Here is a 13516-nt window from a genome sequence, read left to right as displayed (position 1 = left end):
GGTTTTGCGGTATTACGAAGTCAGATCGCCGAAACCTGCAACACAGGTGGCGTCTTCCAAGACTCCTCATGTGGGCACTGCACTTGACGTCACTCAGGTGCAGTCGGTGGTCGAATCGAGGCGCAGCACTGTTGCGGTATTGCGTCGACTGGCTCCCACAAAGGTGACCGAGTATGGATGATCATGGACGTAACCCTTCTTCCGACCAGCCAATCCTTTATGTGCTTGATACCAACGTACTGATCCACGATCCGAACGCACTGCTTAACTTCGAAGAACACCACGTCGCCATCCCGATGATCGTGCTTGAGGAGCTCGACAAACTCAAAAGCGGGCACCACAGCGTGGCTGCCGAATGCCGCCAGGCCATCCGCCTGATCGACAAGACCCTGGGCGAAGCGTCACCTGACGACGTTGAAGTCGGTGTGCCGATCCAGCGCGGCAAAAGCGGGCCCAAGGGCTTGCTGTCGATTCTGATGAGTAAGCGCAGCGAGCCCAACAGCCTGTTGCCGGAAAATCTGAACGACAACAAAATCATCAACCAATTGATCGACCTGCACGCACGCGACAAGGACCTGCGCCTGGTGCTGGTGACCAAAGACATCAATATGCGCCTCAAGGCACGAGCGTGTGGGATCGCTGCCGAGGACTACAGCACCGACCAACTGGTCGACGACGTGTCGATGCTCTCCCGTGGGTATCACACTGTGACGGGCTCCTTCTGGGACCTGGTCAGCAAAGTTGAAACCCGTCAGGACCATGGCCGCACCTGGCACCAGGTACAGTTGATCGACAACCTGCCGGCCGTGCACATCAACGAGTTCATCATCGACGAACAGGGCTTCGTGGGCTGGATCAAAGAGATCCAGGTCGACAAGCTGCTGATCCTCGACCTGCATCAGGAACCCCTGTTGCACCAGGAAGCCTGGGGCCTGAAACCGCGTGATATCTACCAGAGCCTGGCGCTGTATGCGCTGCTCGACCCGGACATCCACCTGGTCAACCTGACCGGCGCCGCGGGTTCGGGGAAAACCATCCTCGCCCTGGCTGCCGCCATCGAGCAGACCATGGTGACCAAGCGCTATCGCCGCATCATCGCCACCCGCAGCGTGCAGGGCCTGGACCAGGAAATCGGTTTCCTGCCCGGCACCGAGGCGGAAAAAATGGAGCCGTGGCTGGGGGCGATCACCGACAACCTCGAAGCCTTGCACATGGATGACGAAAACACCCATGGCAGCGTCGACTACATCCTCAGCAAAGTGCCGTTGCAGTTCAAATCCCTCAACTACATCCGAGGTCGCAGCTTCCAGCAAAGCCTGATTTTGATCGATGAATGCCAGAACCTCACCCCGCACCAGATGAAAACCATCATCACCCGTGCCGGCGCCGGTTCCAAAGTGGTGTGCCTGGGCAACCTGGCACAGATCGACACCCCTTACCTGTCCGCGACCAGCTCCGGGCTGACTTACCTGACGGAACGCTTCAAGGACTTCCCGAACGGCGTGCACATCGCCCTGCAGGGTGTCCCACGTTCGATTCTGGCCGAATACGCCGAATCCCACCTGTAACCACGGTCAATGTGGGAGCTGGCTTGCCTGCGATAGCATCACCTCGGTGTAACTGACATACCGAGGTGCCTGCATCGCGGGCAAGCCCGACTCCCACAAAAGCCAGCTCCCACCTTTTGATCTGCGTTGGGTTTACAATCGACGCTCCTGATCAGGAGTACCGCTGTGCTGACTCATCTCGATTCCCAAGGTCGCGCCCATATGGTCGACGTCACCGACAAAGCCGTGACGTTCCGTGAGGCGGTGGCTGAAGCGCGGGTGCGCATGCTGCCCGAGACCCTGAAAATGATTGTCGACGGCGCCCATCCCAAGGGCGACGTGTTTGCCGTGGCCCGCATCGCCGGGATCCAGGCGGCGAAAAAAACCAGTGACCTGATCCCCCTGTGCCACCCGCTGATGCTCACCGGCGTCAAGGTCGAGCTCAGCGCCGAGGGCGTGGACGTGGTGCATATCCTCGCGCGCTGCAAACTCTCAGGCCAGACCGGCGTAGAGATGGAAGCCCTCACCGCCGCCAGCGTCGCGGCACTGACGATCTACGACATGTGCAAGGCGGTGGACCGCGGCATGACCATCGAAAGCATCCGCCTGCTGGAAAAGCTCGGCGGTAAAAGCGGGCATTTCAAGGCGGACCAGGCATGAGCATCAACGTACTGTTTTTTGCGCGCTACAGCGAAGTGATCGGCCTGGACTCCCTGGAGATGGAAGGCGATTTCGCCACCGTCGAGGCTGTGCGCCAGGCATTGGCGGGCGATCCCGAATTCGCGGTGTTGAACGAAACCAGCCTGATGTGCGCGCGCAACCAGGAACTGTGCACCCTCGACGAGCCGTTGCAGGCCGGCGACGAAGTGGCGTTCTTCCCGCCCGTGACCGGAGGCTGAGCATGGCCATTCGTGTGCAGGCCCAGCCCTTTGACCCCGGCGCCGAAGTCAACGCCATGCACGCCGCCAATGTCGGCGTCGGCGCAGTGGTGAGCTTTGTCGGCTATGTGCGCGATTTCAACGATGGCCTCGATGTGGCGGGGATGTTCCTCGAGCACTATCCCGGCATGACCGAAAAAGCCCTGGCCAAGATCGCCGTTGAGGCTGAGCAGCGCTGGCCGCTGCTCAAGCTGGAAGTGCTGCACCGCATCGGCGCCCTGGAGCCTGGCGAGCCCATCGTGTTCGTCGCGGCTGCCAGTGCCCATCGCCAGGCGGCGTTTGATGCCTGTGCGTTTGTGATGGACTACCTCAAGACCCGCGCGCCGTTCTGGAAGAAGGAAAATACCAGCGAAGGGCCGCGGTGGGTGGAAGGGCGGGACAGTGATCATAAGGCGGCGAATCGCTGGAAGGTGTAAGTGCATGAGTGCACTTTACTGAATTTAAAACCCTGAGGTTATTTCGTTTTGATTGGGGCAACTGTCAACTTTGACAGTTGTTACCCTTCTCTATTGCGTTCCTAATGCGTGTAAGGCACAGGCCAACAACCCATCGTTGGAATGCACCTGTGGCTTCTCTAGTTGATTAATTTCAATCTCCGCAGGAGAGCATTATGGCCCGTAAGACTGGCAGCTGCCGACTCGCGCTTTTTAAAGTCGCACTTCCCAACGGCGCATCAACAACCGACGCGTTATATGCCAATGGCCGCCATCAATGCGAGGTTCTTATTCAGGTGGTCAAGGAAGTAGTGACGGCGACGGGTGAGTGGGAGCGTACAGCCCTGACCGACGAAGAGTTTGCCAGTATCACGCTGTGCGCCTATTCAACACAGACTGACCAACTGCTGCCAAAAGATTGGCATTGTGACCAACAAAAGAATATATACAGCGCAGGACTCTATCAACCAGAGGGAGAGCCTCAAGCGTCATTCAGTTATCTTGATCCTCAGGTGGACACTATCGTTCGCTACTTGCGCGTAGAAGAGGGGGGCGCGCAGGAAGCCGTAGCGTTCATGGCCGTTATAGATCTGGAGGGAGCGACTTATACAACCGCCTTGGTAAGTGGTCAATCAAGTGATGGGGCGACGGTCACCGTCAAACCAGTGGCTTCTTATGGCCTGCCTATCGATAGTCTTGTGGCTCATGTTGATACGAAGGCTTATGAATACGGATTGACGATGTTGGCTGTTTATTATTGGGTGCTGCCGACAGGCCTGGGGATTGTTGAAAACAAGGGGATTGATGGGCCGGTTGCCTTGCCCAATGAGGGTGATAATTTTCAAACTCTCGAAGTCCGTAACTACGGGGCCGGGTCTCTAAGCGTCAAGATAGGTGTTGTGGTTAACAAAGATTTGCCCGAGGCGTTATTGCGCATGGATGATGTTCATAAAAACCTTCCAATATCGTTCCCCAATCCATTTGTGAAATTTCATGAGCGACCTACGGTCATGCGCGCGGTGAGGCTTATCTCCACGGTCTTTCCAGAATCCAGACTGGGTAATGGTTTATGGCGGTTGATCGATAACTTTGGCCGCGAGCATACTTATTGTTTAAGTCTGGCAAGTAATGGCGATATCAAGCTCGAGACGAGAGGCGCAGTGGAGTCCGAGTTGCGGGTTACTGAATTTTTTGTAACGCTGCCTGGCAGTGGGCAGTCGACCAACGCCCTTTACGCCAATGGTCATCACCAATGCCAAGTCAACATTGAAGTCACCCTTGAACAAAGACTCCCCGGTGGCCGCTGGGAGCGAGTGCCATTGACTGCTGGTCAGCGAAACAGCATTACCTTGGCTGAATTTTCCGCCGATCCCCACCAGGGACTTCCCGAGGGGTGGAGGTGTGATCAGGAAAAAAACAAATATAACCTGGGGCTCTGGAAGCCTGGCTCCACAGAGGATCTCCCAGAGGCGAGTGCAGCGGCCAGCCAGCAAGATGTTGTGGCGCGTTTTTTACGTGTAGCACCCGAGCATATTCAAACGCAGCGCTTTATGGCGAGCATTACCATCAATGGCAAAACAATCACGACCAATTCAGCGGATGTTGCCGGTTCTGCTGTGTCCTGGGTGATTGTTTCACCTGTTCGCCCCTATCTATTGGGGGTTGATGAGCTGACACCATATGTAGATGAAACCGCGTATCAGGGCAGTAATCCTACCGTTCTTGTCTCTGTTTATTATTGGACGCCTCCTGCCGGTCTTTCATTTTTTGATAATTTGGGCGTGAGTCATCCAGTGCCTGTGAGTCATGAGGGATACGCCTTCACTACAGCAGTATTTTCTCGTGAGTTCGGTCCGGCAAAAGTGGGAGTGGTGGTAGGGCGAGATGGCATGGGCCAGTCTATTTATATGAATGATGTTCAGCGCAATGTATACCCTGACAAAAATCCGCGGATCGAATTTAATAAGCGCGAGACTATTATGCGGGCGATTCGTTTTACAGGTCCCATTCCGGGAGACGCACCGTCGGTGTTTAATGATTGGACAGTGAGGGATAATTACGGCTGTGAGCATCGTTATCGATTGGGTTATAAGGCCTCCGGGGGCGCATTGACGTTGTCAGGATGAAACGCACGGGTCGCAGAGTTGTTATTCTTTTAGGGAGAATCTAAATGAAAGCGGGTAGCGTACGACTAGGGCATTTCGAGATCCAGACGGAAACGGCAGAAGATAAGACCAGGGCGCTATATACCAATGGTCGCCATCAATGCAAGCTCGTGGTGCTGATTGCCAAGAACGTCGCGGATGAGTCAGGTAACTGGCAGTTTGCAGCGTTGACTGCGGCTGAGCGTAATAGTCTGACGGTGACTCAGTATGCAACTAACCCAGATGCACCCCTTCCCACCGGATGGCACTGTGATACGGATAAAGATAAATATGATCCGGGGCTTTGGCCCCCGCGCGGCAGCGAGACAAACAGCACCACGCTCTCGTCGTCCCCTGCGAAACCTTCTATAGCAAGCGGCCCGCTGGAGATGGTGGAACGGTATATGCGTGTTAATGCGGGGCAGCCTATTCAATCCTATCGCTTTATGGCGCGTATCCAGATAGCCGGTAAAGTCTATACGACAAATTACACTGATGATGACGCCTCGTTTAATTCCTGGGTGGAGATTCAGCCAGAGCGTCCTTATGTGTTGAGAGTGGCTCAACTGGTTCGCTATATTGATAATAGGGCGTTTGAGGATAAAGCACGTAACATTTATATCGATGTGCATTACTGGACGCCGCCACGAGGCCTACAATTTATTCAGAATGTGGGGATCGCTAACCCGTTGAATATAAAAGATGAAGGACGGTTTTTTAATACGTCGGATTTCATCAGCGTTCCTAATGACAAAAGCGGGATCCTTGTCGAAAGGGATTCATTGGAGGAGCGGGTGTTCATGGCCGATGTACAACAAGGCATTTACTCAGGTAATGGGCCTGACATTGAATATCGACGGTGCTTCAAAGTGATGCGCGCATTAAAGCTTCATGGCGGAGTGCCCTCGACGCCGCACAGGGACACCGGACATTGGAGCCTGCTGGATAACTTTGGATGCGAACACAAGTTTCGTTTGAAATTGGGTGGAACGCCCAGTTTGGAATTGACTGACTAGTTCGGTATTTATTGACTGGGTGTCCGCGCTAGGAGATGTCCTCATGAACGTCTACTCCAACGCTTTCAATTTCAGCTCTTACCTCAGTGGCTCTGTCGATGTACGTACAGGCCAATACTCCAGCCAGATTCGCCTGGTAACCCTGTATCCACAAGGTGCCCTCGAGGCGAGCCGGGACATTACTCTGATGTTCTCGATGATGAACACCTCAGCATTGGGCTACGGGTTGGGCTGGCGGCTCAGCAACACGGAGTTTGATATCAGCACCCAGCGCCTGACGCTGCTCAGTGGAGAGCAGTTCAAAACCCAGGCTTTACCTCCCGTAAACGGAACTCTGGTTATCCAGGATCGGAAGCTGAAGGACCTGGTCGTCAAGCGGCCGACGTCCTCTACGCTGCAGGTGATTTACAAGGACGGCACCATAGAAGTGCTGGAGCGCACTGGCAGTAACGTGCCCTACCGCATCGTTGCGATGCTGTTCGAGAACGGTGAGCGCCTGATCTTTGACTATGAGGAAACAGGTTTTCTCGACCGTATCCTCAATCACAAGCAAGAAGAACTGCTGGTATTGACCTATTCGGGTCAGCGGTTGGTGACAGCGGATGCGCGGGTCGACGGCGGGCGCTATGCCCGTGTTCGGTTTACTTACACCAATGATCGCCTGACCGGGGTGACAGCCCCCTATGATCGTAGTGAAGCGCAGGGTACTGCGGCTTATGTGTTCAAGTACCGGAAGGCGTTCCGCAATGGGCTGGTTGCGCTCGAGCAAGTGCAGTCGCCGATGGGCGGGCAGGAACTGATTACTTATGATGAGAATGGGCACCAGTACGCTAACAACCAGTACATTCCACGGGTCATTAGATGGGTGCAGTCGCCCGGGGCCAGCCAGCCGGACATGATCCGAACCTATGCCTACAGTACGGGCAGGAATTTCACCGGCTTCCCGTTTTCCGGCGGTTTTCGCGAAGGCGAAGACAACCTGTATTTGATCGGTAGCGATTACAACTACTGCACCGAGGAGACCAGCCGCGACGCCAATGATCAGGTGCTGAGCGTCACCGAGACCACCTACAACAAGTTTCACCTGTTGACCGAAGAGCTGGTCCGGCGCGAGGGGACGCTGACTAAAACCAGCATTACCTACAACACCAATGATGGCTTGTTTCCCGCCCAGCCGGCCAACCTCCACCTGCCTAAAACCATCACCAAGCGCTATGGACTGGTGGCTGGCGGCGCAGCGAGGGAAGAAATCCAGCATATCGAGACGGATGAATTCGGCAACCCGCTCAGCCGCACCGAGACTTCCGGGATTCGCACCGAATACAGCTATTACCCGATTGCCGGCGAGGGCAGCCGATGCCCGGCGGATCCCCATAAGCTGTTCCAACGCTACGTCAAGCACGAGCGCCTGGTACCCGTGGGCGGCTCACCTGCTGCCCGGCTCACGGAATATACCTATACCCGCGTGCCACAGACGGGCAGCAGCTATTTTGTGCTGCAGCAATCGAGCAGCCAGGCGGGTGGGCTGGCCATGCAGCAGACTTACTACGAAACCCCCGTTGCGCTGGCCGGCCGCTTGAAAAGCACCACCAGTACGGTCGACGGGCAGGCGTTGACCAGTGATTTCAGTTACGTGATTCAAGGTGACAACCTGATTGAAACCCGACGCTTGAATGGGAGCGAAGTGCAAGGAAGGCAATGGCTTGAGGCCAAGCGCACGCTTTCGCTGGTCAATCGTCGCCTGCTGTCGATGACGCGAGACGGTGACAGCACTCTGGACCTGGCATTTGATGTCAGTGGCCGGCTGGTGACGGAAACGGTTTCTCCCGGCACTCTGCGCAAAGCCACGCGGCAATACGCCTACCATTTTGCGCAGGAGGACAAGCACGCTCATCTGATCACCACGGATGCTAAAGGGGTCACGGCCGTTACCTATTACGATGGCGCTGGGCGCCAAGTGTCCGATGCGCAGCGCCTGGGCTTGAATCAAGAGCGTGTCATCAGGACATGGCGGTATGACACGCTTGGGCAAACCGTGGAAGTGGTCAGCTACGATTACCTGGACAACGGCCAGCGCGTCCTGGAAAGCCCCCAGACCTACACCTACAGCCCTTGGGGCAACGCCAGCACCGTCACTCGACCTGATGGGAGTGTGGCGATCAATGAGTACGACCCGCGCCTCAATCTGACCGAGGAAGGCGTTGTTGGCAGTGAACGGCGCATAACGTATTTCAATGCGCATAACCAGCCGATCAAGGTTGAGCGACTGGATGCCAACGGCAACAAGGTCGAAGTGGAGTCACGCACTTACGATGGCTTGGGCCGTTGCCTGACGTCACGGGACATCAATGCGACCCTCACCGAGTTCAGCTATGACGGGTTCGATCGGCTGCTGACTACCTTGCAAAAGCCCACCGACGGCACCCCGCAACGCGAACGCAAAACCGAGTACGCCCCAGGTACCAGCAGTGGCGACAGGGTTAGCGCGTTCACGGTAGCCGGCAAGCTGCTGGCGACCCGTACCTATGACAGCCTGGGTCGCATGACTCGCCAGGCGCGTGGGACCGGGCAGGCGACGACGTGGGAATACGAGGCCGGATGGCTGGCGCCGGTGGCCATGGTTTCCCCGCGTGGTGCTCGTCAGCGCCTCACGTATGACAAAGAACTCGATGTGCCCACCCAGATTGAGATGACGGGGCTTCCCGAGAGTGGCTACCAGCATGACCCCGTCTCTGGTGCACTGACACGCTCGGAGAGCAACAGACTGGTCCGTGAGCTGTTTTACGACACATACGGCCAGGTCGAGAAAGAGGTGCAGAGCGCCAATGGTGCGGCATTGACCACCCTGAATCAGTATTCCCCCGGCGGGCGACTGCTTGAACAAACCGGCGCCGATGGTCAGAAAAGCCAGCTTGAGTACGATGCCCTGGGACGTTTTTCGAAGATCACCACCGGCGCCCTGGTGATTGAGCAGAGCTACGATACGCTGGGCCGGCCTCAGAGCCTGACCACCACCCATGACCGCACGAAGATTCTCACCCGGTTGACGTACGACGCGCTGGGCCGAGAAACCGATCGCACGTTTGAGCAAAACGGCGTGCTGCTGCAGGTGATGACCAGTACCTATCGGGTCAACAGCCTGCTGGCGACACGGGTACTGACGGATGCGAGTTCAAGGGTGTTGATCGGCGAGACGTTTACCTATGACGCCTACCTGCGGCTCAAGGCCTACCGCTGTACCGGGCTTGAACACCCCAAGGATCATCTGGGCCGGGGCATTGTCGGCGAGGATTTCACCTTCGACAGCCTCAACAACATTACCCAGGTCATCACCTTCTTTGCCGATGGTACCCAGGATACCTGCGAACGCTATTTTACCGGCACCGACCCTACCCAGTTGACCCGACTGACCCACACCCGTCCGGTGCAGGAAGTCACTCTCACCTATGATGCGGCGGGCAACCTGCTAGCGAGCCCAGAGGGCCACATCTATACGTTCAATAGCTTTGAGCAGCTCACTACGGTGCAGGTCGGCACGCTCAAGTACAGCTACCAGTACGACGCCGAGTCGCGCCAGGTCCAGGCATCCCGGGGCGATGAGCCGCCGGTGATGCTCGCCTACAACGGCGAACGCCTGGAGACCCTGGTGGAAGGCAACAAGAAAATCCGCTATGCCGACGGCGGCGACCAAGTGATGGCGCGTACCGGTGGCGTCGACGGGCCGCAAGTGTATGCCAACGATGCTGCCGGCAGTGTGCGCGGCATCTCCGCTGCGGGCCAGGCCCACGTGCGACGGCACTACACGCCCTATGGCGACACCCATATCCGCCTGGATGACGGCAAGGTCCGCAGCATGGCCGACCTGCAACTGCAGGCGTTCAATGGGCAGCGGCTGGATGCGGCGACCAACCTGTACTTCCTCGGTAACGGTCTGCGGGCCTACTGCCCTTCTCTATACATGTACGTGCAGGCTGACCCGACGAGCCCGATCGATGAGGGAGGGATCAACAGCTATGCCTACTGTGCCGGCAACCCGGTCAACCTGATGGACCCCAATGGGCTGTGGCCCAACTGGTTGAAGTGGGTGTTGACCGGGGCCGCGTTGGCATTGGCCGTCGTGTCGCTGGGGTCCGGATCCTTAGCGCTTGCGGCAGCTGTGGCGGCGTATTCGGCGAAAGCCGCTGCAACTGCAGCAGTCGGGGCGACAGCAGCGGTGGCTGCAAAAGCAACAGCAGCGGCAGCGATCATCAAGGCGGGGCTGGGTGTGTCCATTTCGGGGCTGGGGAGCGTAGGAGGCGTTCTGAGTGTTACGAGCTTGAGTATTGAGGCTGTCGATCACCAAATGGGTTGGGATCGTTCGAACCACCTCAAGGGGCTTGGATGGGCGTCGTTCGGCTTCTCTATTGCTTCATGGACGGTCAGTTTTGCGGCGGCAGCCAGAGGGGCTATCAGCGCCTATACCGGCTTGGCGGCGACGTCCAGGTCCGGTGCCGCCTCTAAGGGAGCGAGTGAGTTCGTGAAGAGTTTTTCGGGCTATGGTTTTCGGTTTTACAAAAAAGCCAAGGATCTGGATTCCTTGATTAAGAGTGAGGTTACGAGTGGCGGCAATAACTTTTCCAAGGTTTTCGGTGTTACGCGCTTTACCGTCAGGACGACCAACCTGGGGCGGGCGATAGAGGGCAGGGTCAACGCCTTGCGCGCGACATCCTCGTCCGGCGACGGCCAATCCTCGTCCGATGCGGGCCCGCCCGCGTTCAATGCGGGGGCTGGTGAGTCGACCCAAAGCCAGTCGTATGATACGAGCAGCAGCGTGCTGGATATGCCGGCCAGCAGTTTCGACTATTACCAGTCATTCAGAGACGAGGCCTCGAGAATTCGGCAACCCATCCTGGGGGAATTGTATCGAGGCTAGTCTTGGGTACGCGGCGTGTGCAGGCGCTGGCAAGCCAGCGCCTGCGGGGGGGCAGGTTTAAGGGCGTTTGCGCTCAACGGCGCGCAGCAAGTGCGTCGGCGGCGTCTCGCAGCTGATCTTGCGGCCCAGCAAGGCCTCGATCGACGGCAATTGGTACGAGTCATCCTCGCCGGCAAAGCTGATCGACACCCCCGCAGCGCCCGCGCGACCAGTGCGGCCGATACGGTGCACGTAGTCATCCGGCACTTCCGGCAGGGTGAAGTTGATCACGTGGCTGATGCCGTCGATGTGGATACCACGCCCGGCCACGTCGGTGGCCACCAGCACGCGGATCTTGCCTTCGCGAAAGCCTTCCAGGGTCTTGATGCGCTTGTGTTGCGGCACATCGCCGGACAGTTGCGCGGCGTTGACGCCGTCGCGCACCAGGCGCTCTTCGATGCGGCGCACTTCGTCCTTGCGGTTGGCGAACACCATCACGCGCTCCCAACCGTTGTCGTTGACCAGGTTGTAGAGCAGCTTGTACTTGTCGGCGCCGGCCACGGCATAGATGTGCTGTTCGACGTTCTCGCTGGCCACGTTTTCCGCTTCGATCTCGACGATGGACGGGTCGGTGGTCCATTGCTTGGCGAGGTTCATCACGTCTTCGGTGAAGGTGGCGGAGAACAGCAGGGTCTGGCGTTCGCTTTTCGGCGGAGTCTGGCGAATGATCTGACGCACTTGTGGGATGAAACCCATGTCGAGCATGCGGTCGGCTTCGTCCAGCACCATCACTTCGACCATGTCCAGGTGCACGTCGCCGCGCTGGTTGAAGTCCAGCAGGCGGCCGGGCGTGGCCACCAGAATGTCGCAATGCCGCGCTTCGAGGTGCTTGAGCTGCTTGTCGAAATCCATGCCGCCGACAAACGTCATGACGTTGAGGCCGGTGTACTTGGTCAGGTCGGCAGCGTCCTTGGCGATCTGTACCACCAGCTCGCGGGTCGGCGCGATGATCAGCGCGCGCGGCTCACCCATGTAGCGTTCCTTGGGTGGTGGCGTCTGCAGCAACTGGGTGATGATCGAGATCAGGAACGCGGCGGTCTTGCCGGTGCCGGTCTGGGCGCGACCGATGGCGTCTTTGCCCGCGAGGGTAAAGCCCAGCACCTGCGCCTGGATCGGCGTGCAGTACGGGAAACCCAGGTCCTGGATGGCGTGCATCAGTTCCGGGGCCAGCTTGAAGTCGTGGAAGCGGGTCTTGCCTTCCTGTGGCTCGACGACGAAGTCTTCGAGTTTCCAGGGGATGACCGCCGGTTTGGGTGCGCGTTCGCGCCGCGGCTTTGGCGCGACTGGCGCAATAGCGGCCTCGACCGGTGCTGCCGGTTCAGGTGGCGTCACCGTCGGCTTCTTCGGCTGGGCGACAGGTGCGGTCCGGCCGGGCTGTTTACCGTCATTGCGGCTGCCGGCAGTCGGGACAGGAGCACTGGGAACAGGCGCGAGCGGCTCAGCCTCGCTTTTGCCGAACATCTTCTTGAGTGCTTTGAGCACGGTGATCTCATTAATTGGTTAAGGAATATACGCCGGCCAGTGTAATGCAAGAATCGGGCGCGGCGTAGTGCGTCTGTCATACGGCTACATAAACGCTGGTTTCAGCCCAGGCGAGCGGCCAGCCAGGCACCGATGTCGTGTATCTCTTGAGGTAACACTTCGTGGCCCATTGGGTATTCCTGCCATGTCACGGTGACACCACGGCTCTTCAAATGCTCAAAGGCGCTGCGGCCCATGGCGTTCTGCACCACGTCGTCGTACTGGCCATGCAGGCACAGGGCGGGAATGCGTTGCTGGCTGGCAGACAATTCCAGCTCGTCGCCGAAAGTCGGCGCGTAGGTGGAGAGGGCGATGACGCCGCCCAAGGGCCCTTGCCAATTTATAAACGCCGTGTGGAAAACCACGGCGCCACCTTGGGAAAAACCGGCGAGGAAAATCCGAGAGGCGTCTATTCCGGTTCTCTTCTGCGCTTCGATCAGATCCGTGACCATTTTGGCCGACACTTCCAGCTCCTCCAGGCTGATCGAACGGGCCGGGCTCATGGCCTTGATGTCGTACCAGCTTGGCATCTCGTAGCCGCCGTTGATGGTCACCGGGCGTGTCGGCGCCTGGGGCAAGACGAAGCGCGTGGTCAGCAGGCTTTCCTGCAGGGCTTCGGCCACCGGCATAAAGTCGTAGCGATCGGCACCCAGGCCATGCAACCAGATTACGCAGGCGTCTGCGGGCTTGGCGGGCTGAAGAATCAAGGGTTCGGTCATGTCTGCTCCATTAATGTGCGTGCGCTCCGATTGGGTGCGTCGGAACGGTGCGCAGTGAGTTGATCTGTTAAGAGAATGTCGCAAGGTTGAATCTTTTCCTATTGACCATGGGCTGAAACGACTCAGCCATTACTCTGGTACGCGCCTTGCTATGTGTAGGTCGATGTCAGAACTATCTCAGGACGGTAACACTATCAGTGACTGCCGCTCGTGGGATAGCAACTGGAATTACTGCGACAGTCTCAT

General features: G+C 57.8%; 9 protein-coding genes. 7 read left to right on the top strand and 2 right to left on the bottom strand.

The annotated features are described in order from the left end of the window. Positions 1 to 173 precede the first annotated feature (173 nt). The 7 genes from BBG20_RS21930 to BBG20_RS21900 all read left to right on the top strand — a co-directional run bounded on the left by BBG20_RS21930 (position 174) and on the right by BBG20_RS21900 (position 10991). Positions 174 to 1568, top strand: a complete 1395-nt coding sequence (locus BBG20_RS21930; RefSeq protein ID WP_017135209.1) for a PhoH family protein — start codon at positions 174 to 176, stop codon at positions 1566 to 1568. Positions 1569 to 1733: 165 nt separating this feature from the next. Next, positions 1734 to 2207 carry a cyclic pyranopterin monophosphate synthase MoaC gene (gene moaC, locus BBG20_RS21925; RefSeq protein ID WP_065907039.1) on the top strand — a complete coding sequence of 158 codons (474 nt, stop codon included), beginning with the start codon at positions 1734 to 1736 and terminating at the stop codon, positions 2205 to 2207. Beyond that, positions 2204 to 2446 carry a molybdopterin converting factor subunit 1 gene (gene moaD, locus BBG20_RS21920; protein WP_065907037.1) on the top strand — a complete coding sequence of 81 codons (243 nt, stop codon included), beginning with the start codon at positions 2204 to 2206 and terminating at the stop codon, positions 2444 to 2446. Before moaC ends, moaD begins: the two co-directional genes overlap by 4 nt. Positions 2447 to 2448: 2 nt before the next feature. Further along, positions 2449 to 2901: a molybdopterin synthase catalytic subunit MoaE gene (moaE, locus tag BBG20_RS21915; RefSeq protein WP_065907035.1), complete on the top strand. Its 453-nt coding sequence runs from the start codon at positions 2449 to 2451 to the stop codon at positions 2899 to 2901. A gap of 194 nt (positions 2902 to 3095) precedes the next feature. Further along, positions 3096 to 5045, top strand: a complete 1950-nt coding sequence (locus BBG20_RS21910; RefSeq protein WP_065907033.1) for a hypothetical protein — start codon at positions 3096 to 3098, stop codon at positions 5043 to 5045. 44 nt (positions 5046 to 5089) lie between these two features. Beyond that, complete coding sequence (locus BBG20_RS21905; RefSeq protein ID WP_065907031.1) at positions 5090 to 6079, top strand: hypothetical protein; 990 nt, start codon at positions 5090 to 5092, stop codon at positions 6077 to 6079. Positions 6080 to 6122: 43 nt separating this feature from the next. After that, on the top strand, positions 6123 to 10991 hold the full coding sequence (locus BBG20_RS21900) for an RHS repeat domain-containing protein (protein WP_065907029.1): 4869 nt from the start codon (positions 6123 to 6125) through the stop codon (positions 10989 to 10991). 57 nt (positions 10992 to 11048) lie between these two features. Here BBG20_RS21900 and rhlB read toward each other — a convergent pair whose 3' ends face one another. Both rhlB and BBG20_RS21890 read right to left on the bottom strand, forming a co-directional pair. Next, positions 11049 to 12518 carry an ATP-dependent RNA helicase RhlB gene (gene rhlB, locus BBG20_RS21895; protein WP_083221457.1) on the bottom strand — a complete coding sequence of 490 codons (1470 nt, stop codon included), beginning with the start codon at positions 12516 to 12518 and terminating at the stop codon, positions 11049 to 11051. A 95-nt stretch (positions 12519 to 12613) separates the two neighbouring features. Next, entirely contained in the window at positions 12614 to 13270 is a 657-nt protein-coding gene (locus tag BBG20_RS21890) for an alpha/beta hydrolase (protein ID WP_065907026.1), read from the bottom strand. Between the last annotated feature and the right edge of the window lie 246 nt (positions 13271 to 13516).

Source organism: Pseudomonas aylmerensis (assembly GCF_001702265.1).
GTDB classification, from domain to species: domain Bacteria; phylum Pseudomonadota; class Gammaproteobacteria; order Pseudomonadales; family Pseudomonadaceae; genus Aquipseudomonas; species Aquipseudomonas aylmerensis.
The sequence above is the reverse complement of the archived record's forward strand: the minus strand, read 5'-3'. Positions and strand labels throughout refer to the sequence as shown.

What these genes read in the sequence shown, in the direction of transcription:
- BBG20_RS21930 (WP_017135209.1), top strand. Translation starts at nt 174, where the DNA reads ATGGATGATCATGGACGTAACCCTTCTTCCGACCAGCCAATCCTTTAT.
- moaD (WP_065907037.1), top strand. Translation starts at nt 2,204, where the DNA reads ATGAGCATCAACGTACTGTTTTTTGCGCGCTACAGCGAAGTGATCGGC.
- moaE (WP_065907035.1), top strand. Translation starts at nt 2,449, where the DNA reads ATGGCCATTCGTGTGCAGGCCCAGCCCTTTGACCCCGGCGCCGAAGTC.
- BBG20_RS21910 (WP_065907033.1), top strand. Translation starts at nt 3,096, where the DNA reads ATGGCCCGTAAGACTGGCAGCTGCCGACTCGCGCTTTTTAAAGTCGCA.
- BBG20_RS21905 (WP_065907031.1), top strand. Translation starts at nt 5,090, where the DNA reads ATGAAAGCGGGTAGCGTACGACTAGGGCATTTCGAGATCCAGACGGAA.
- BBG20_RS21900 (WP_065907029.1), top strand. Translation starts at nt 6,123, where the DNA reads ATGAACGTCTACTCCAACGCTTTCAATTTCAGCTCTTACCTCAGTGGC.
- BBG20_RS21890 (WP_065907026.1), bottom strand. Translation starts at nt 13,270, where the DNA reads ATGACCGAACCCTTGATTCTTCAGCCCGCCAAGCCCGCAGACGCCTGC.